Raw genomic sequence first — 17,772 nt, 5'->3', positions numbered from 1 at the left:
CCATCCTGACACCGGCATCCGACATTGGCTCGCGGAAATCGGACATCGCTGTGGGCGGGTTCTGATCGCACGGACGGCACTCCCGACAGCACGAGAGAACATCGTCGATCGCGCCCAGCGAACGAACTTGTGAGCATCGGGTATCGCAGTGTCGGTGGCGCGGCATAGCGTGTATCCATGAGCGCGCAAGAGTACGACGTCATTGTGATCGGGGCAGGGCCCGTCGGCGAGAACGTGGCCGACCGAGCCGTACAGGGCGGTCTTACCACCGTCATCGTCGAAGCAGAGCTGGTGGGCGGCGAGTGCTCATACTGGGCGTGCATGCCGTCCAAGGCGCTGCTGCGGCCCTCGGAGGCGCTCGCCGCCGCCCGCGCCGTCGCAGGATCGGCCGAGGCGATCACCGGGGAGCTCGACGTCGCCGCGGTGCTGCGTCGTCGCACCGAGTTCACGCACAACTGGGACGACGCGGGGCAGGTGGGCTGGCTGGACTCGGCCGGCATCGATCTCGTGCGGGGCCACGGCCGCATCAGCGCTCCGAAAGAGGTCACCGTCACGTCCGACGACGGCACCGTCACGGTGCTGACGGCACGCCACGCGGTCGCGGTCTGCACCGGCACGAGCGCCCTCATCCCGGACGTGCCCGGACTTGCCGAGATCTCGCCGTGGACCAGCCGCGAGGCCACATCCGCCGACCACGTCCCCGCTTCGCTCACCGTGATCGGCGGCGGCGTGGTGGGCGTGGAGATGGCGACCCTGTACGCGGCGCTGGGTTCGCAGGTCACGATGATCGCTCCGTCCGGGATCCTGCCGCGCATGGAGTCGTTCGTGGGCGAGCGCCTCAGCGATGCGCTGCGGGAGGCCGGCGTGGTGTTCGCGAACTCGCGCCCCGCGTCGGCGCACCTCGGGGTGGAGGGGCGCACCGTGGTGCTCGCCGACGGCACCGAGATCACGTCCGAAGAGATTTTGGTCGCCACCGGGCGTCGCCCGCGTACGTCGGATCTCGGTCTCACGGCGCTCGGGCTGTCCGGCGTCAGTGATGACGACTGGATCCCGGTGGACGACACCCTGCGCGTCGCCGACACGGACTGGCTCTACGCCGTCGGCGACGTCAACCATCGCGTGCTCCTCACGCACCAGGGCAAGTACCAGGCACGCGCAGCCGGTGATGTCATCGCAGCGCGCGCTCACGGACGACCGGTGGATGACGCCGCGTGGGGCACACATGTCGCCACAGCCGACCACGCTGCCGTGCCGCAGGTGGTGTTCAGTCACCCGCCGGTGGGTTCGGTGGGTCTGACCGCCGACGAGGCGGAGCGCGCCGGCATGCGCACGCGGGTGGTCGACTACGACCTCGGCTCCGTCGCCGGTGCCGCCACGTTCGCAGACGGCTACGCCGGCCACGCCCGAATGGTGGTGGACGAGGACCGCGGTGTCATCGTCGGCGCAACGCTCATGGGCCCCGGTGTTGAGGAGATGGTGCACGCCGCGACCGTCGCCATCGTGGGCGAAGTGCCCCTGACGCGGTTGTGGCACGCTGTGCCCTCCTACCCCACCATCAGCGAGGTCTGGCTCCGCCTCCTCGAGGGCTACGGCCGCCCGTGACCGCTCGCGATCCGCAGCTCATCCCCTGGCTGGCAGAGCTGCATCGCCGATCAGTCATGTCCGGATGGGACTTCGCGGCGCTCGACGGGCGGCTCGAGTCCGAGGATCCGCCGTGGGATTTCGACGACGAGGTTCGGGACGCGCTGCGTGCCAGCGAGCATGCCGTCGACATCGGCACCGGTGGCGGCGAGCGCCTGCTCACGCACCTGGCCGCGATCGGAGACCAGCACGGCGTTGTCACCGCGACCGAGGGCTGGGAGGACAACCAGCCGATCGCCCGCGCTGCGCTGACACCCCACGGGATCGACGTCCTCGCCTACGACCCCGAACTGCGCGAACGGCTGCCGCTGCCGGACGCCTCACAGGATCTCGTGCTGAATCGTCATGAGGCTGTGGACGCCGCAGAGATCGCGCGCGTTCTTCGCCCGGGCGGACGACTGTTCACCCAGCAGGTCGACGGGCGCGACGGCGAGCGCCTGCGCGAGTGGTTCGGCGGCGCAGGTCTGTACGACCACGTCACGATGGAGAACCTCACCGCCGAGATCGCCGACGCCGGGTTCCGCATCGATCGTGCCGACGACTGGATCGGCGCGATGCGTTTCCGCGACATCGGGACCCTCGTGGAGTACCTCGCGATGGTCCCGTGGGACGTCCCCGACTTCGACGTGCATGAGCATGAGGAGCAGCTGCACGCCCTCGCCGCGATGCGCCCGATCGAGATTCCGCAACGTCGGTTCCGGATCATCGCGACGAGGCTCTGACAGCACGGCAGCGCTCCGAGAGGCTGACGACGGCCGCGACGCAAGCGCATCGCGGCCGTCGTATCAGTCACTCGCTCAGTGGAAGAAGTGGCGCTCTCCCGTGAAGAACATCGTCACGTTCGCGGCCTGAGCCGCGGCGATGACCTCGGGGTCGCGGACCGAGCCGCCGGGCTGGATGATGGCGGAGACGCCGGCGTCGATCAGCACCTGCGCGCCGTCGGCAAAGGGGAAGAAGGCGTCGGACGCGGCCACCGAACCGGCGGCGCGGTCTCCCGCGCGCTCCACGGCCAGGCGGCAGGAGTCGACACGGTTGACCTGGCCCATACCCACGCCGACGGTGGCGAGGTTCTTAGCCAGCACGATCGCGTTGCTCTTGACGGCACGACACGTCTTCCACGCGAAGATGAGATTCTCCATCTCCTCCTCGGCGGGGCGCTCGCCCGAGACCAGCTCCCAGTTCTCGGCGACCGACAGGATGTCGGACGGGAACCGGTCAGCGTCCTGCAGCAGCAGGCCGCCGGAGACCAGCCGAACGTCCATCTCCTCCTGCTGCCAGTCCGCCGGAAGCTGCAGCACCCGCAGGTTCTTCTTGCGACTGAAGGCCTCCAGCGCGGCGGGCTCGTACGAGGGAGCGACGATGACCTCGGTGAAGATGTCGGCGAGGTTCTCCGCCATCTTCAGCGTCACGGTGCCGTTGGCGGCGATCACACCGCCGTAGGCCGACACCGGGTCGCACTCGTGGGCGCGCAGGTGTGCCGACGCGATCGGGTCGAGCGCGTTGGGTGCGGCAACCGCGATACCGCAGGGGTTCGCGTGCTTGATGATGGCGACAGCGGGCTTCACCATGTCGTACGCGGCGCGGAGGGCAGCATCGGCGTCAACGTAGTTGTTGTACGACATCTCCTTGCCCTGCAGCTGCGTGGCCTGCGCGATGCCACGCCCACCCTGGCGGGTGTAGATCGCAGCGCGCTGGTGCGAGTTCTCGCCGTAGCGCAGCGTGTTCAGGCGCTCGGCCTGAATGGTGAGATGCTCGGGGAGCTCAATGCCCTCGCCGAGGGTCTCGCCGGAGAACCACGCGGCCACGGCGGCATCGTATGAAGCGGTGTGCGAGAACGCGCGCGCCGCCAGTTCGCGACGCTGCGTGAGCGACGTGCCGCCCGCCGCCACCGCATCGATGATCGACGGGTACGACGACGGCGAGACGACGATCGCCACGTTGGCGTAGTTCTTCGCCGACGCACGAACCATCGCGGGACCGCCGATGTCGATCTGCTCGACGACAGCATCGCCCTGCGCGCCTGAAGCCACGGTCTCCACGAAGGGGTAGAGGTTGACCACGACCAGCTCGAACGGACGGATGTCGAAGTCGGCGAGCTGGCGCTCGTGGTCCTCCAGGCGAAGATCGGCCAGCAACCCGCCGTGCACGCTCGGGTGCAGCGTCTTGACGCGGCCATCGAGCATCTCCGGGAAGCCGGTGATGCTCGCCACATCTGTGACGGTGTGCCCCGCGTCGCGGATGGTGGCTGCGGTCGAGCCGGTGGAGACGATCTCCACGCCGGCGGCGGAGAGGGCCGCGGCCAGCTCCAGCAGTCCGGACTTGTCGCTCACGGAGATGAGCGCGCGGCGGACGGGGACGACGTCGCGCTCCCGGTAGTCGGCGGGGTCGTGGCTGTGGCCGGCCATGGTTCCTCTTTCAGATGGGGGTCAGGAGTGCGTGGGCGCCGTGAGGTCGATGTCCCCCGTCGCGATACGGCGGACGACGTCGATGAGCAGCTCTCGTTCGACGGGCTTGATGCGGTCGTGGAGGGTGGCCTCGTCATCGCCGGGCAGCACCGGCACCCGGCGCTGCGCGAGGATCGGTCCCGCGTCGACGCCATCGTCGACCACGATCACGCTGGCACCGGTCTCGGTGACGCCGGCCGCGAGCGCATCGCGCACACCGTGGGCACCGGGGAACTCGGGCAGATAGGCGGGGTGGGTGTTGATGATGCGCGGCGAGAAGCGAGCGACCACGGCCGGCGGCAGCAGCTTCATCAACCCGGACAGCACGACGATGTCGGGGTTCCACACCTCGAGCTGGTGCAGCAGCTCGTCACCCCACGCGACTCGCTCGTCCTTGCCGCGCCACGGGACCACGAAAGTCGGAATCCCGAAGGCCTCCGCGTGTGCGAGCCCCTCGGCCTCACGATCCGCGCCGACCGCGACGACACGCACCGGATAGTCCGCGACGCTCGCTGCCTCCAGCAGCGCACGCAGGTTCGATCCGGTTCCCGAGATGAGCACGACAGCCGACAGCACGCCCTCAGTCTACCGGCGCTCGGAAGAGCGCCCGTACGCGGGACAGCCGCTCAGAACTCGTCGCGGTGACGGCGCGGCGACAGCAGCAGGATGGCCACTCCCACCAGAACCTCGACCCCGACCGCGAGCGCGACGAAGCCCGGGTGCGGGCCGAGCTCGACGAGTCGTCCGGGGCCGATGCCACCCCGCGCCAGTGCACCGAGGATCGCGACGAATCCTGCTGCGCCGGCCGCGACGCTGAGGCTCAGCACGATGCGCGGCAGGAGCGGTTCGTCCTCCCCCAGCACGGCGACGAACTCGGAACGCAGCACCCATCCCGCCAGAGCACCGATGGCGACCGGCACGATCACGACGGCCAGCATCAGCGGCGTCCCTCCACTGGGCAGAAGGCCGAGGGGCGGCAGCGCGGGAACCACCCCGAGATGCACGGCCGCGGGAGTCAGCGTGGAGCCGACGCCGACCGTGATCCCGGCGCCGCTGATCCAGGCGAGTGCCCAGACGACGAGTGTGGGGAGGTAGGCGAAGGAAGCGAGAGAGATCAAGACCGCCCCCCACACGTCGACGCGTGCGGACTGGAACAGCGAGATCACCTCGCCACCGCGCAGCACGACCGCCACGAGGACCGCGAGCGCACCCGCGCCAACGAGCGACACACACGTGATCGCGATCCCGCGCGCGGCGAGCGCCGGCAGCTCACTCCACTGCACGGACGTCTCGTCGACGCGGTCATGCACCCAGTCGACGAGCCCACGATCACCGTCACGCCAGGCGACAACCAGCGCGCCGACAACCGCGGGCACCGCGTACACCAGGGCCGGGTGCAGGATCGCCTGCCACGTAATCGTGTGGGCAAGCGGCGCCGCAGACGTGAGCTGCACGATGACGGCGATGGCCGTGTAGACGACGGCTCCGGAGAGCACTCCGGCGGTCCCCGCGCCCGCTCGCATCGCGCGCACGCCAGAGCGAGCGGCGAAGATCGCGACGAACGCCGTGAGGGCCAGCGGTGCGAGCGAGAAGATGAATCCGCCCGCGTCCGGGGCGACGCCGAGGGCGGTGAGCAGCGACTCGGGCAGCGTGAGCGTGACGGGTGCCAGTCCCCCGAGCTGCCAGATCTTCGCGATCAGGGGCCACAGCCCCGCCCACGAGGCGTCGGCAGCGGTCGCCCAGAACAGCGCGAGCGGTGCCCCGATGACGGCGAGCCCCACGGCTGCGGCGACGAGCGCGTCGAAGGCGGCGAGAAGGGCGACGGTGAGGCGGTGCATGGCGTTCCGACCCTACCCGGGCGCGCGTGCAACGCCCACGCTCCCGCGCCGCCGTCCCGCCAGTTCTCAGCGATGCCGGGAGGTCACTCCGCGGTGACGGGCTCCAGCACGAAGAGCGGAATGAGTCGATCGGTCTTGGTCTGGTAGTCGGCGTACGGCGGCCACGCCTCGCAGGCCCGCGCCCACCATTCCTCGCGCTCCGGTCCTGCGAGTTCCCGTGCGATGTAGTCGCGCTTGTCCGGACCATCCTGCAATTCGACGTGCGGATTCTTCCGGACGTTCCAATACCAGGCCGGGTGCTCGGGCGCACCGCCCTTGGACGCCACCACCACGTAACGTCCGTCATGTTCGACGCGCATCAGCGCCGTCTTGCGCAGCGCTCCCGAGCGAGCCCCGAGCGTGGTCAGCACGATGATGGGCCTGCCCTGCAGGTCGGCGGCCTCGGCACCGTTCGAGGCTTCGTACTCCTCGGCCTGCTTGCGGGACCACTCGTATCGTCCTGGCTGGTAAATTCCTGAGAGCGGCATATCGTACCTCCACCTCGGAGGATACGCGCCTCACCCCCACCCTGACACGTATGAGGAGCCTCATGGCCACGGCGCCAGCCCAGCCCACCACCGCACTCGATCGCTTCTTCCATATCACCGAACGCGGATCCACCGTTGGAGCAGAGCTCCGCGGCGGTCTCGTCACCTTCGTGACGATGGCGTACATCGTGATCCTGAACCCCATCATCCTCGGGACGCCCGACGTCGACGGCAACACGCTCGCCGGCCCGGCTGTCGCCGCGGCCACCGCCCTGACCGCCGGTGTGATGACGCTGCTGTTCGGCATCGTCACCCGCCTGCCGTTCGCCTTCGCCGCCGGTCTCGGCATCAACGCCTTCCTGGCATTCTCCGTCGTCGGTCAGGTCACCTGGCCCGAGGCGATGGCGCTGGTGGTCATCAACGGTGTGGTGATCGTGCTGCTCGCGGCCACGGGCCTGCGGAAGATGATCTTCGATGCGGTTCCGGTGCAGCTCAAGCTCGCCATCACGGTCGGCATCGGCCTGTTCATCGCGTTCATCGGCTTCGTCAACGCCGGGTTCGTGACCTCCACCCTCAACCCGTCTCCGCCGGTCGACCTGGGCATCGGCGGCTCGGTCGCCTCTGTCGCCACCCTGCTGTTCGTCATCACCGTGCTGGTGGGCGGCGTCCTCATCGCTCTGAAGGTCAAGGGTGCCATCCTGATCGCTCTCGTCGGCGGCACCGTCGTCGCCGCGATCGTCAACCTGATCTGGCCGCAGGATCTGTTCACGTTCGACGGCAGCATCGTGAGCCTGCCCGACCTCAGCCTCGTCGGCCAGGTGGACTTCGGCTTCGACCTCGGCAAGGTCAGCGTCGTCGCGCTCGTGATGATCGTCTTCACGCTCGTGTTCTCGAACTTCTTCGACGCCATGGGGACCATGACCGGTCTCGCCCGCGAGGCGAACCTGGCGGACGAGAAGGGCGACTTCCCGCGTATCAAGTCGGCGCTCGTCGTCGAGGGTGTCGGCGCCATCGTCGGTGGTGGCACTTCGTCCTCCTCCGCCACGGTGTTCGTCGAGTCCAGCGCCGGCATCGGCGAGGGCGCTCGCACGGGCCTGGCGACATCCGTCACGGGTGTGCTGTTCCTGCTGGCGATGTTCTTCACCCCGCTGACCTCCCTCGTGCCGGGTGCCGTGGCCTCGGCCGCTCTGGTGCTGGTCGGCGCGATGATGCTGTCGCAGATCAAGAACATCGACTTCGCGGACTTCCGCGTGCTGCTGCCCGTGTTCCTCACGGTCACCGTCATGCCGATGACGTACTCGATCGCCAACGGCATCGGCGCCGGCTTCGTCAGCTGGGTCGTCGTGAACGCGCTGTCGAAGAAGGCCAAGATCATCCACCCGCTGCTGTGGGTGGTGGCCATCGGCTTCGTGATCTACTTCGCTCGCGGTCCGATCGAGGCGGCCTTCGGCATCGCCTGATCCGATCTCGCAAAAGGGCTGCAATCCGCCACGGGATTGCAGCCCTTTTGCGCGTCATGAAGTCAGAGCGCCTGCAGCTCCACCCGGGGCGGAACGGTGCACGTCGACGCCACGGTGACCGACGTCCGCGTCGCGGCGGCACGCAGCACGGACTCCATGATGTCGAGGGCGTGGTAGCCCACCTCCCCCGAGGCGCGTGCGGCATCGCCGACCAGCGCGCGGTCGTGGATTCCGACACCGCGACCGGCATCGATGTACCCGGCCGATGGCTCCTGCACCACCCAGTCCGCGTCGCCCAGCGTCCGCACCAGCACGTCGCCGTCGAAGGTGTTGGGATCCGGGACCACCATGGATCCGGTCTCGCCGTGCACCTCGATGTTGGCGGAGCGTGTGGCCACGGCGTCGAACGACATCACCAGCGTCGACAGCGCTCCGGAGGCATGCTCCAGCACCCCCGTGATGTGCGTGTCGATCTCCACGGGAACCCGCTCCCCCACGCGATCCCCTGAGCCGATGACGCGCTCCTCACGCAGTCGGCTCGCGGATCCGATCACACTCACCACGGGGCCGAGCAGGTGAATCAGCGCGCTCACGTAGTATGGACCCATGTCCAGCAGCGGGCCGCCGCCGGGTAGGTAGTAGAAGTCGGGGTTCGGGTGCCAGCGCTCGTGTCCAGGGGTGACCATCGTCGCCGTGGCGGCGATGGGTCGCCCGATGCCGCCGTCTTCGATCACCCGCCGAGCAGTCTGCGTGCCCGTGCCGAGCACCGTGTCCGGAGCACAGCCCACCCATCGACCGGCGTCCGCGGCGACGCGCAGCACTCCCGCGCCCGCGGCGCCATCGGCCGCGAGCGGCTTCTCGCTGTACACGTCCTTGCCCGCGGCGATGATCCGCTCCGACACCTCGGCGTGCGCGAGCGGGATGGTCAGATTCACCACGAGAGCGATCTCCGGGTCCGCGAGCAGCTCATCGATGCTGAGCGCCCGCACGCCCGGGACCTGAGCGGCCACCGCCTCCGCACGCTCGGCCATGAGGTCGGCGACCGCGACCAGGCGCACAGTCTCCAGCCGCGCAAAGGTCGCCAGGTACTGCGCGACGATGCTCCCGCACCCGATGATGCCGACATTCAGCGGCTGGCCCACAGCATGCCCCTCTCGATGATCGTGCGAACGTTCGCGTCCTGCAGCACGTCCACGGAGTGACCCGGCGTGGCCACGAAGATCCGCCCCTTGCCCCAGTCCCTCGTCCACACCGCGGGCGATGTGATCGGTCGATGCCACGGGTGGTACGGCTGGACCGGGTGGGTGGTGGTGGCGAGCACGTCGATCAGATCGTCGTGCAGCACCCAGTACTGCTCGGTGGTGAGCTCGAAGTCCTCCAGCCCCGCCATGATCTCGTGTGTGCGACCCAGGTCGGTGATCTCCACCGTGTACGGGAGGTAGTTGTCGGACTGCTCCCCGTGCCGCTCGTCCGGATGCTTGCCGGGGTGCGTGGCGAACTGACCACCGATGAGCTGCAGGTAGTCGGAGTCATTGCGGTAGGAGTCGGCGATCCCGCCGTGCCAGCCCGCCATACCGGCGCCCGCCTCGATCGCCGCCCGCAGCCCCTGCTGCTCCTCGCGCTGGATGGTGTTCATCGTGTTGCACTGCACGATGAGGTCGAATCCGGGCATGGCCTCGGCGTCCGCGTAGATCGCCGGGCTCTCCTCGATGCGCACCGCATAGCCGTTGTCCTGGAGGAACGGGATGAAGAGCTCCGTCGCCTCGACGGGTGCGTGCCCGTCCCAGCCGCCACGGACGATGAGCGCCGATTTCTCCGTGTTCGTCATGTTCTGCCTTTCATCTGTCGAATCGTTGTCGCGGGCGGCGCTCACTTGCTGAAGCCCGCGGTCAGGCCGCTCACCAGCTGGCGACGACCAAAGATATACACCACCACCAGCGGCAGCGTGGTCAGCACGACGCACGCCAGCACGGCCGGGATGTTCACGCTGAACTCGCCCTGGAAGCTCCACAGCGCCAGCGGCAGCACGCGCAGGTCGGGGCTCTGCGTGAGCACGAGCGGAAGGAGGAATCCGTTCCACACGCCCAGCGCGTTGTAGATGGCCACCGTGACGATCGCCGGCTTCGTCAGCGGCAGCGCGAGCCGCCACAGGGTCTGCCATTCGCTGCAGCCGTCGAGGCGCATGGACTCGAACAGCTCGTTCGGAACGTCGCGGATGAAGTTCGACAGCAGCAGCACGCTGAGCGGAATCGCGAATGCCACCGAAGGCAGCACGATCGCCAGCAGGCTGTCGTAGAGGTTGAGTCGGATGATCATCAGATACACCGGGATGATCGTCGCCTGCAGCGGAATCGCAAGTCCCATGAGGAACGTGCTGTTCGCGATCCGCAGGAAGCGGCTGCGACCGCGAACGATCGCGTAGGCCGCCATGAACGACAGCGCGAGGGTCGGCACCACCGCGCCCACCGTGATGAGGACGCTGTTGATGAAGTACCGCACGAAATCGGCCTCGATCACAGCGGTGTAGTTGTCCAGCGTCGGGTTCATCGGCAGCGCCAGCGGGTTCTGGCCGAAGTAGTCCGCCTGATGCTTCAGGCTCGTAATGACGACGTAGTACACGGGCACGATGATGATGGCGAGCCAGATCCAGCCGGCGAGCCCGCCGAACAGGTTCGGGCGCCCCGTGCTGCTGCGTCGTGCGCGTCGGCGGTCGGCCTCGCGCGGGACGACAAGGGTGGTCGTGGTCGTCATCTCAGGCTCCGTCCAACTGGCTGGCCGACTTGTCCGTGCCGCCCAGGCGCTGCAGGAACAGCGCGAGGCCGAGGCCGAGCAGCACCAGGATCACCGCGATCACGCTGGCCAGCCCCATCTGGTTGGCCTTGAAGCCGGTGAGGTACATGTCCAGGGGAAGGATGCGGGTGGAGTTCGCCGGCCCTCCCCCGGTGAGCACGAAGATCAGATCGAAATAGGTGAGTGAGCCCACGGTCATCAGCGTCGAGGACGTGATGATCGTGTACTTCAGCTGCGGCAGCGTGATGTGGAAGAACTGCGCGATGCGTCCGGCACCGTCCAGCTGCGCCGCCTCGTACATCGACTGCGGGATCTGCCGCACGCCGCCCTGGTAGATGAGGGTGTGGAAGGGAACGAACTGCCACGCGATCACGAAGATCACGACCCCCATCGCCAGCGCCGGGTCCCCCAGCCAGTCCTGTGCGAGGAAGGGAAGGCCGAGACCGGCAGCCAGCCCGAAGTTCGGATCCAACAGCGCTTTGTACGCGACGGCGATGGCGGCCGAGGAGAGCAGCAGCGGCAGGAAGTACAGGACCGCGAGCACGGCCCGGTACCGCTGCGTTCCGGCGGTGAAGACCCCCAGCAGCAGGCTGATCGGGGTCTGCACCAGCCACGACAGCACCATCACGACGATCGTGAGACCGAACGCGCGCCAGGTTCCGGGATCGGCGAAGACGACGCCCCAGTTCTCGATGCCGGAGAACGTGATGGCCCCGATGCCGTCCCAGGCGGTGAAGCTCAGTGCGAGCACGCCGACCAGCGGGACGATCGCGAAGATCACGAAGTAGACCAGCGCGGGGGCTGCGAGCCAGCTCAGGCCTCCCGTCGCGCCCACGCGACGGGAGGCGGGAACGAGCGGTCGCGCGGTGTTCGCGCTCACGTCACTCCCCGATCGTCTTGTTCATGTTCGCCGCGAACTCCTCCGGGGTGATGGAGCGCGAGAACAGCTGATCGATGTTGTTGAGCAGGGCCTCGGCCGCGGTGGGGCTCAGCGCCTGGTCCCACGACTGCTGGAAGCTCGGTGCGTTGCCCGCGAGCTGGTAGACGAAGGTCAGGTAGTCGGCGTCGTCCGTGGCGGCGAGCTTGTCGTCCACGCCGTTGACGACCGGCACGGCGCCGTTCTCGATGAGGCCGTCGATCTCGGCGTCGGTGAACAGGCCGGTCTTGAGGTAGTCCTCGGCGATCTTCTTCTGCTCGTCAGAGGCGGAGGAGGAGATCGACAGGTAGTTGGCCGGGTTGCCGACGACGTTCTCCGCGTCTCCGACGCCGCCCTCGATGGTCGGGAAGGCGACGAAGCCGAGGTCGCCGTCCTGGACGAAGTTCTGGCCGTCCGCCTTCATCGAGCCGTAGGTCCATCCGCCGTGCAGCATCATGGCGGCCTTGCCGGTGTACAGCAGTGCCTGGTCAGCGTTGGAGTCGGCGGTGATCGTGTTGAAGCCCTTGATGAAGCCGTCCGCGGCGACCAGGTCCTGCGCCTTCTCCAGCGCCTCGAGTGCCGCGGGATTCGACCAGGCGTCGGGCTTGCCGAGGAAGATGTCGTTGAACACTTCGGGGCCGCCGATGCGGTCGAACAGGTACTCCAGCCACATCATCGACGTCCAGCGCGACTGGCCGGCGAGCGAGATGGGGGCGATGCCCTTCTCATTGAACGTGGTGACCAGGCTCATCAGGTCATCCCAGGTCTTCGGCGGCTCGACGCCGGCATCGGCGAACACCTTCTTGTTGTAGAAGAGCACGATCGGCTGCACGTCCTGGATCGGCATCGCATAGATCTTGTCGTCGATCGTGGCGGCGCCGAACGAGCCCGCGAACAGTCGATCCTTCGCCTCGGGGTTGTCGGCGAAGAACGAGGTGAGATCTTCCACCTGCCCGGCATCCGCGTAGGCCTTGAGCGTGCCGCCACCCCACCCGTAGATGAGCGTGGGAGCTTGGCCGGCACCGATCGCGGTACGGATCTTGGTCTTGTAGGCGTCGTTCTGGAAGAACGTGACCTCGAGCTTCTCGTCGGGGTTGGCCTTGTTGAACGCATCGACGGTGTCCTGACGCAGACCCTCCTTCGGCTGACCGGACAGCGCCCACATGGTGGCGGCTCCGGTAGCGGACCCCCCGCCCGAGCCGGTGGGCCCGGATGTGCCGCAGGCGGCGAGCGAGAGCGCCATCGCGGAGGCCGCGACTGCGGCGGCGAGGCGGATTCGACGTGACAGACGGTGACTGCTGTGTGCCATCTCAGTTCTCCATTGAAACGAGGGATAGGTTGTGCGAAAGTTTGCGCAAGTTTCGCGCCTACTTTCGCTTCCCTGACCGTAGTCGGGATAGTCCCGGGTGTCAATGGTCGAACCTGAGCCGGAATACCGGTGTTCTGTTGCCAGGCAGCGCCGCACAGGACAGGATGTAACCAACGAAAATTTTCCTTCGGAGGGAAACATGACCCGAGAGCTGCCGGGCCCGAATCTGGCCAGCATCGCCGAAGCCGCCGGAGTTTCCGTCCCGACGGTGTCCAAGGTGGTCAACGGTCGCGGCGGTGTCTCCGATGAGACTCGCGAGCGCATCCAGTCGCTGATCGCCGAGGCCGGGTATCGCTCACCGCGCAGCAGACGGCTGCGAACCAGCAATCGGACGATGGTGGACCTGGTCATCGGCGAGGTGCGCAACGGATACTCCGTCGGCGTACTCAACGGCATCCTGGAACACGCGCGCGAGGTCGATGCGGATGTCGTCATCTCCTCCGTCAACCCGGGCAGCATGCATCTGACCGACGCCGACGAGTGGGCCGACCGCATGATCGACACGGGTCGGCAGGGGTTGATCGCCGTCACCTCGGATCTGACGTCCGCCCAGCACGCCGCATTCGCCTCGCGCGGACTTCCCATCGTGGTGATCGATCCGCTGAACACCCCGGCGGCGGATCTTCCGAGCGTCGGCTCGACCAACTGGGCCGGCGGTCGGGCCGCCACCGAGCACCTCCTCGCCCTCGGCCATCGCCGCATCGCCTACCTCGGCGGCCCTGCCAACGCGGAATGCAATCAGGCGCGGATGCACGGCTACCTTGCGGCGCTGATGGCCGCCGGCATCCCCATGCGTCCCGACTATCTCTACGACGGCCCGGGATTCACTCCGGCCGGCGGGCTCGCGAACGCACGAACCGTGCTCGATCTCGAGGATCCCCCGACGGCCATCTTCGCGGCGAGCGACACGATCGCCCTGGGCATCCTGGATGAGGCGCGACGGCGGGGGCTGGATGTCCCGCGCGACCTCAGCATCGTCGGCTTCGACGGCACGCCCCTGGCAGAGCAGACGTTGCCGCAGCTCACGTCGGTTGCGCAGCCGCTGCATGACATCGGTCGCACGGCGGTGCGCACGCTGCTACAGCTCATCGCGGGCGGCAGCGCCGATGTGCCGCGCATGGAGCTGGCCACGGAGCTCGTGGTCCGCGGCTCCACGGCGCCGCCGCGCGGCTGAACGCGAGTTGACAGGACTCGCCCAAGACGCGAAACTGAACGTGTTCAATATCAGCGTCTGGGGGCACGATGACACAACCGACCTCACCGTATGCGGCAGCGCTCGGCGCGCGTCGAACTCAGCTCGCGCCCGCGCTGCAGCGGTACTTCGACACCGTCCCCGCCGGGCATGTCGGTCGGGGCGAGGGAGTGTTCCATGTCGTGGGCACCCCGCGCCGCTGGCTCTGGCCGCTGCTTCGACCCCTGGAGCGCAGCGGCGTCGTGCCGGCGGGCTGGTGGCGTGATGTTCCCTTCACCGTGGTGAACCGCACGATCGGCGATCGCGGGATCGGCGTGCGCACCTTCCACCTGCCCACCGGAGACTTCACGACCACCGATATCGTCGCCCGCAGCGGCAGCGGAACCGCAGACGCCATCGGCCTGCCCACCCGCGTGGCGGCGCGGTTCGATCTGGACGTCGTCGATGGGATGCTGACGATCACGAGTCGTCGCATCGGGCTCCGCATCGGCCGCCTGCGGCTGGGCACCCCGCCGTGGTTGCGCGCCCGCATCTGCATCGTCGAGTACCCCGAGGGAGACACGCAGGGGATGTCGTTCACGCTGGATCTCCCGCTCGTGGGGCGCGTGTACGAGTACCGGGGTTCGTTCCACTGGTACCGCATCGAGGAGGAAGCGTGAGCGACGGACGCGTGGCCATCGGCGGCGCGAACGGTTTCGTCGGCGCCCACCTGGTTCGCCGCTACCGCGAGGCAGGGCGAGAGGTGGTCACCATCGGACGCCACGGCTGCGATGTCACCTGGGCTGACTCGGCGGGTATCCTTCGCGCTGTGGACGGAGCGGACCTCGTGATCGGTCTCGCCGGCAAGAGCGTGAACTGTCGCTACAACGCGTCGAATCGCGCCGAGATCTTTCGCTCGCGACTGGACACGACCGCCGCGCTCTCGCAGGCGATCGCCGCATCGATCACTCCCCCGCCGGTATGGATCAACTCCTCCACAGCCACGATCTACCGGCACGCGATGGATCGCCCGCAGACCGAGTCGACGGGAGAGATCGGCAGCGGCTTCTCGGTTTCCGTGGCGCAGGCCTGGGAGCGCGCGCTGATGGCGGACGTCCTTCCCGCGACCCGACGAGTCGCGCTGCGCACCGCCATCGTGCTCGGCGACGGCGGGGTGCTCGCCACGCTGCGCACCCTGGCGCGCCGCGGCCTCGGTGGGTCCAACTGGGATGGCTGGTGGCCCGTGAGCCGGGCGCGCCGAGCCGCCGGTACGGCACACGTTCCCGGATCGCGTCGCGGCGAGCAGCACTTCAGCTGGATTCACATCGACGATCTCGCGCGGGCCATCGATCTGATCGAAGAGCGCGACGACCTGTCCGGAGCGGTCAACGCCTCCGCGCCGGACCCCGTCACCAACCGCGAGCTGATGCGCGAAGTGCGCCGGGTGTGCGGAGTCGTGATCGGTCCGCCGATGCCGCGCTGGGTGAGCGAGGTCGGTGCGATGCTGATCCGCACGGAATCCGAGCTCATCCTGAAGTCCCGCTGGGTGCTGCCCGAAGTGCTCACGAACGCCGGATTCGCCTTCCAGCACCCGGATCTCCCCGAGGCGCTGCGCTCGATCGTCACGGCGCGCTGACCGCTCAGCGCACGCTGTCCCACCAATCCAGCACGCGCGTGCCGATGAGGGTGAGCCAGCGCGACGGCGCCCCGGGAGTCACGTCGACATCGAACCAGACGCGGCCCTCCAGGTGCCCGCCCTGCAGCCAGCGCCCGTCGTCTTGGCGAGCGGCACGCACCAGCGCGATCGCGTCGGCCAGACGCGGATCCGGCTCCCGACCATCGTGGAGCGACGCCTCACGGAAGTAGTCCAGCGCTGCCAGCGCGCTGTATCGCCACCGGCTCGGACTGATGAACTGTCCGACGAAGTCGCCGACCCGCTCGCCCGTCGAGGCTCGATACAACAGCCGCCGCTCCAGCAGGTACTCCTCGCCGCGATGGCGCACCTCGCGCAGCGTGTCATCGCCGGTGTACTGCTCGTACGCCAACATGCCCCGCAGCGCATTCAGCGTGGAGTGGAAAGAGGAGCGGACGGAGTCCCCCTCCTCGGCCTCGCAGTTCCAGCCGCCGTCCGCGAGCTGATGCTCGGCGAACCAGGTCACCAACACCGACACGTCCGCTCCGAGCCACGCCCCCGATGCCAGCGTGAACGAATTGATGCACACGTCGACCTCGCCGCCCCAATACGGCAAATCGTCGTAGTCCCAGCGGCTGTTGGCGGCGATGCGATCTGCGGTGTCGCCGAGCTCGGCGGCCTCCACGCCCCACTCGCGCAGGTCCTTCAACGACCACGTGGTCGCGACCCACGGCTGGCCGGGCTGCTCCCGCTCCGGACTCGTGAAGAAGCCGGCGGGAAAGTACGATCCGCCCGCCCACTGTCCGTCGGGATCCTGACGGGCAAGCAGCGCCGCACCGAATCCCTCGGAGGCCACTCGCGCCCGCGTCGCGCGCCATTGCTCTTCGGGCAGGCGCAGCAGATCACGTTCGACCTGCCAGCGCAGCGCAGGGTCGGAGTCCAGCAGCCAGTCGGTCACCGCGTCATCGATCGCCATCGTCGCAGGATACTCCGCGACGAACGCCGACGGCCCCCGGAATCTCTCCCGAGGGCCGTCGATGGACCCGTTTACAGGGCTGCGATGATCTCGCGCATCAGGGCGGCGGTCTCGGACGGCGTCTTGCCGACCTTCACACCGGCGGCCTCGAGGGCCTCCTTCTTCGCCTGCGCGGTTCCGGCCGAGCCGGAGACGATCGCGCCGGCGTGACCCATGGTCTTGCCCTCGGGAGCGGTGAAGCCCGCGACGTAGCCGACGACCGGCTTGGTGACGTTCGCCTTGATGAACTCGGCAGCGCGCTCCTCCGCGTCACCACCGATCTCACCGATCATGACGATGGCCTTGGTCTCCGGGTCCGCCTCGAACGCGGCCAGCGCGTCGATGTGCGTGGTGCCGATGACCGGGTCGCCACCGATGCCGATGGCGGTGGAGAAGCCGTAGTCGCGCAGCTCGAACATCATCTGGTAGGTGAGCGTGCCCGACTTGGAGACGAGGCCGATCGGGCCCTTGCCGGCGATGTTGGCGGGGGTGATGCCCACCAGCGACTCACCGGGGGTGATGATGCCGGGGCAGTTCGGCCCGATGATGCGGGTCTTGTTGCCCTTCTCCGTCGCGTACGCCCAGGCCTCGGCGGAGTCGCCGACCGGGACGCCCTCGGTGATGACGACCAGCAGCGGGATCTCGGCGTCGATGGCCTCGATCATCGCGGAGCGGGTGTGCGCACCCGGCACGAAGGCGATGGAGACGTCGGCGCCGGTGGCCGTCATGGCCTCCTCGACCGAGGCGAACACGGGAAGCTCGACGGCATTGCCGTCCTTGTCCACGTGCGAGACCGTGGTGCCGGCCTTGCGCGCGTTCACGCCACCGACGATGTTGGTGCCGGCCTTGAGCATGAGCGCGGTGTGCTTGGTTCCCTCGCCACCGGTGATGCCCTGGACGATGACCTTGGAGTCCTTGTTGATGTAGATCGACATATCTCTAGTCCTTTGAATCCGAGTCCGAGGCGA

The 17,772-nt window shown here is 68.2% G+C and carries 17 protein-coding genes; 6 read left to right on the top strand and 11 right to left on the bottom strand.

Annotated features, from left to right (window positions below):
• Window positions 1-177: 177 nt before the first annotated feature.
• Together ABTV68_RS04890 and ABTV68_RS04885 are read left to right on the top strand one after the other, a co-directional pair.
• Window positions 178-1,602, top strand: coding sequence for a dihydrolipoyl dehydrogenase family protein (locus tag ABTV68_RS04890; RefSeq protein ID WP_433676495.1), 1,425 nt, complete (start codon window positions 178-180; stop codon window positions 1,600-1,602).
• The gene (locus ABTV68_RS04885; protein ID WP_433676494.1) at window positions 1,599-2,363 is read left to right on the top strand and encodes a class I SAM-dependent methyltransferase; all 765 of its coding nucleotides are present in this window, start codon (window positions 1,599-1,601) and stop codon (window positions 2,361-2,363) included. The genes ABTV68_RS04890 and ABTV68_RS04885 overlap by 4 nt, the downstream gene beginning before the upstream one ends.
• 75 nt (window positions 2,364-2,438) lie before the next feature.
• Here ABTV68_RS04885 and purH read toward each other — a convergent pair whose 3' ends face one another.
• From purH to ABTV68_RS04865, 4 genes are all read right to left on the bottom strand, one after another.
• The gene (purH, locus tag ABTV68_RS04880; protein ID WP_433676493.1) at window positions 2,439-4,046 is read right to left on the bottom strand and encodes a bifunctional phosphoribosylaminoimidazolecarboxamide formyltransferase/IMP cyclohydrolase; all 1,608 of its coding nucleotides are present in this window, start codon (window positions 4,044-4,046) and stop codon (window positions 2,439-2,441) included.
• 21 nt (window positions 4,047-4,067) lie between these two features.
• Window positions 4,068-4,661, bottom strand: coding sequence for a phosphoribosylglycinamide formyltransferase (gene purN / locus ABTV68_RS04875; RefSeq protein WP_433676492.1), 594 nt, complete (start codon window positions 4,659-4,661; stop codon window positions 4,068-4,070).
• A 50-nt stretch (window positions 4,662-4,711) separates the two neighbouring features.
• Complete coding sequence (locus ABTV68_RS04870) at window positions 4,712-5,923, bottom strand: cell division protein PerM (protein ID WP_433676491.1); 1,212 nt, start codon at window positions 5,921-5,923, stop codon at window positions 4,712-4,714.
• A gap of 83 nt (window positions 5,924-6,006) precedes the next feature.
• The gene (locus ABTV68_RS04865; protein ID WP_433676490.1) at window positions 6,007-6,450 is read right to left on the bottom strand and encodes a nitroreductase family deazaflavin-dependent oxidoreductase; all 444 of its coding nucleotides are present in this window, start codon (window positions 6,448-6,450) and stop codon (window positions 6,007-6,009) included.
• Between the two features lie 62 nt (window positions 6,451-6,512).
• Here ABTV68_RS04865 and ABTV68_RS04860 point away from each other — a divergent pair, with 62 nt between their 5' ends.
• A complete protein-coding gene (locus ABTV68_RS04860) occupies window positions 6,513-7,910 on the top strand; it encodes an NCS2 family permease (protein WP_433676489.1) in 1,398 nt (465 codons plus the stop codon).
• 62 nt (window positions 7,911-7,972) lie between these two features.
• Here ABTV68_RS04860 and ABTV68_RS04855 read toward each other — a convergent pair whose 3' ends face one another.
• From ABTV68_RS04855 to ABTV68_RS04835, 5 genes are read right to left on the bottom strand one after another with little or no spacing between them, the layout of a single operon-like run.
• On the bottom strand, window positions 7,973-9,052 hold the full coding sequence (locus ABTV68_RS04855) for a Gfo/Idh/MocA family protein (RefSeq protein WP_433676488.1): 1,080 nt from the start codon (window positions 9,050-9,052) through the stop codon (window positions 7,973-7,975).
• Window positions 9,037-9,738 (bottom strand): ThuA domain-containing protein, encoded by a 702-nt coding sequence (locus ABTV68_RS04850; RefSeq protein ID WP_433676487.1) that lies wholly within the window; start codon window positions 9,736-9,738, stop codon window positions 9,037-9,039. Before ABTV68_RS04850 ends, ABTV68_RS04855 begins: the two co-directional genes overlap by 16 nt.
• A 41-nt stretch (window positions 9,739-9,779) precedes the next feature.
• A complete protein-coding gene (locus ABTV68_RS04845; RefSeq protein WP_433676486.1) occupies window positions 9,780-10,661 on the bottom strand; it encodes a carbohydrate ABC transporter permease in 882 nt (293 codons plus the stop codon).
• 1 nt (window position 10,662) lies between these two features.
• Window positions 10,663-11,535: a carbohydrate ABC transporter permease gene (locus ABTV68_RS04840; RefSeq protein ID WP_433677547.1), complete on the bottom strand. Its 873-nt coding sequence runs from the start codon at window positions 11,533-11,535 to the stop codon at window positions 10,663-10,665.
• A 46-nt stretch (window positions 11,536-11,581) separates the two neighbouring features.
• On the bottom strand, window positions 11,582-12,925 hold the full coding sequence (locus ABTV68_RS04835) for an extracellular solute-binding protein (RefSeq protein WP_433676485.1): 1,344 nt from the start codon (window positions 12,923-12,925) through the stop codon (window positions 11,582-11,584).
• A gap of 199 nt (window positions 12,926-13,124) precedes the next feature.
• Here ABTV68_RS04835 and ABTV68_RS04830 point away from each other — a divergent pair, with 199 nt between their 5' ends.
• From ABTV68_RS04830 to ABTV68_RS04820, 3 genes are all read left to right on the top strand, one after another.
• A complete protein-coding gene (locus ABTV68_RS04830; protein ID WP_433676484.1) occupies window positions 13,125-14,159 on the top strand; it encodes a LacI family DNA-binding transcriptional regulator in 1,035 nt (344 codons plus the stop codon).
• 68 nt (window positions 14,160-14,227) lie between these two features.
• The gene (locus ABTV68_RS04825; RefSeq protein ID WP_433676483.1) at window positions 14,228-14,836 is read left to right on the top strand and encodes a DUF4166 domain-containing protein; all 609 of its coding nucleotides are present in this window, start codon (window positions 14,228-14,230) and stop codon (window positions 14,834-14,836) included.
• On the top strand, window positions 14,833-15,792 hold the full coding sequence (locus ABTV68_RS04820) for an epimerase (RefSeq protein ID WP_433676482.1): 960 nt from the start codon (window positions 14,833-14,835) through the stop codon (window positions 15,790-15,792). The genes ABTV68_RS04825 and ABTV68_RS04820 overlap by 4 nt, the downstream gene beginning before the upstream one ends.
• A 4-nt stretch (window positions 15,793-15,796) precedes the next feature.
• On the opposite strand, the gene ABTV68_RS04815 is transcribed toward ABTV68_RS04820, so the two are convergent.
• Window positions 15,797-16,765: a squalene cyclase gene (locus tag ABTV68_RS04815; protein WP_433676481.1), complete on the bottom strand. Its 969-nt coding sequence runs from the start codon at window positions 16,763-16,765 to the stop codon at window positions 15,797-15,799.
• Between the two features lie 71 nt (window positions 16,766-16,836).
• Complete coding sequence (gene sucD, locus ABTV68_RS04810; protein ID WP_433676480.1) at window positions 16,837-17,739, bottom strand: succinate--CoA ligase subunit alpha; 903 nt, start codon at window positions 17,737-17,739, stop codon at window positions 16,837-16,839.
• Window positions 17,740-17,772 lie beyond the last annotated feature (33 nt).

The organism is Microbacterium gorillae, from assembly GCF_050990725.1.
GTDB classification, from domain to species: Bacteria; Actinomycetota; Actinomycetes; order Actinomycetales; family Microbacteriaceae; genus Microbacterium; species Microbacterium gorillae_A.
The sequence above is the reverse complement of the archived record's forward strand: the minus strand, read 5'-3'. Positions and strand labels throughout refer to the sequence as shown.

Coding starts and splice junctions, on each gene's coding strand:
- ABTV68_RS04890 (WP_433676495.1), top strand. CDS start 178: ATGAGCGCGCAAGAGTACGACGTCATTGTGATCGGGGCAGGGCCCGTC.
- purH (WP_433676493.1), bottom strand. CDS start 4,046: ATGGCCGGCCACAGCCACGACCCCGCCGACTACCGGGAGCGCGACGTC.
- ABTV68_RS04870 (WP_433676491.1), bottom strand. CDS start 5,923: ATGCACCGCCTCACCGTCGCCCTTCTCGCCGCCTTCGACGCGCTCGTC.
- ABTV68_RS04865 (WP_433676490.1), bottom strand. CDS start 6,450: ATGCCGCTCTCAGGAATTTACCAGCCAGGACGATACGAGTGGTCCCGC.
- ABTV68_RS04860 (WP_433676489.1), top strand. CDS start 6,513: ATGGCCACGGCGCCAGCCCAGCCCACCACCGCACTCGATCGCTTCTTC.
- ABTV68_RS04850 (WP_433676487.1), bottom strand. CDS start 9,738: ATGACGAACACGGAGAAATCGGCGCTCATCGTCCGTGGCGGCTGGGAC.
- ABTV68_RS04845 (WP_433676486.1), bottom strand. CDS start 10,661: ATGACGACCACGACCACCCTTGTCGTCCCGCGCGAGGCCGACCGCCGA.
- ABTV68_RS04835 (WP_433676485.1), bottom strand. CDS start 12,925: ATGGCACACAGCAGTCACCGTCTGTCACGTCGAATCCGCCTCGCCGCC.
- ABTV68_RS04830 (WP_433676484.1), top strand. CDS start 13,125: ATGACCCGAGAGCTGCCGGGCCCGAATCTGGCCAGCATCGCCGAAGCC.
- ABTV68_RS04825 (WP_433676483.1), top strand. CDS start 14,228: ATGACACAACCGACCTCACCGTATGCGGCAGCGCTCGGCGCGCGTCGA.
- ABTV68_RS04815 (WP_433676481.1), bottom strand. CDS start 16,765: ATGGCGATCGATGACGCGGTGACCGACTGGCTGCTGGACTCCGACCCT.
- sucD (WP_433676480.1), bottom strand. CDS start 17,739: ATGTCGATCTACATCAACAAGGACTCCAAGGTCATCGTCCAGGGCATC.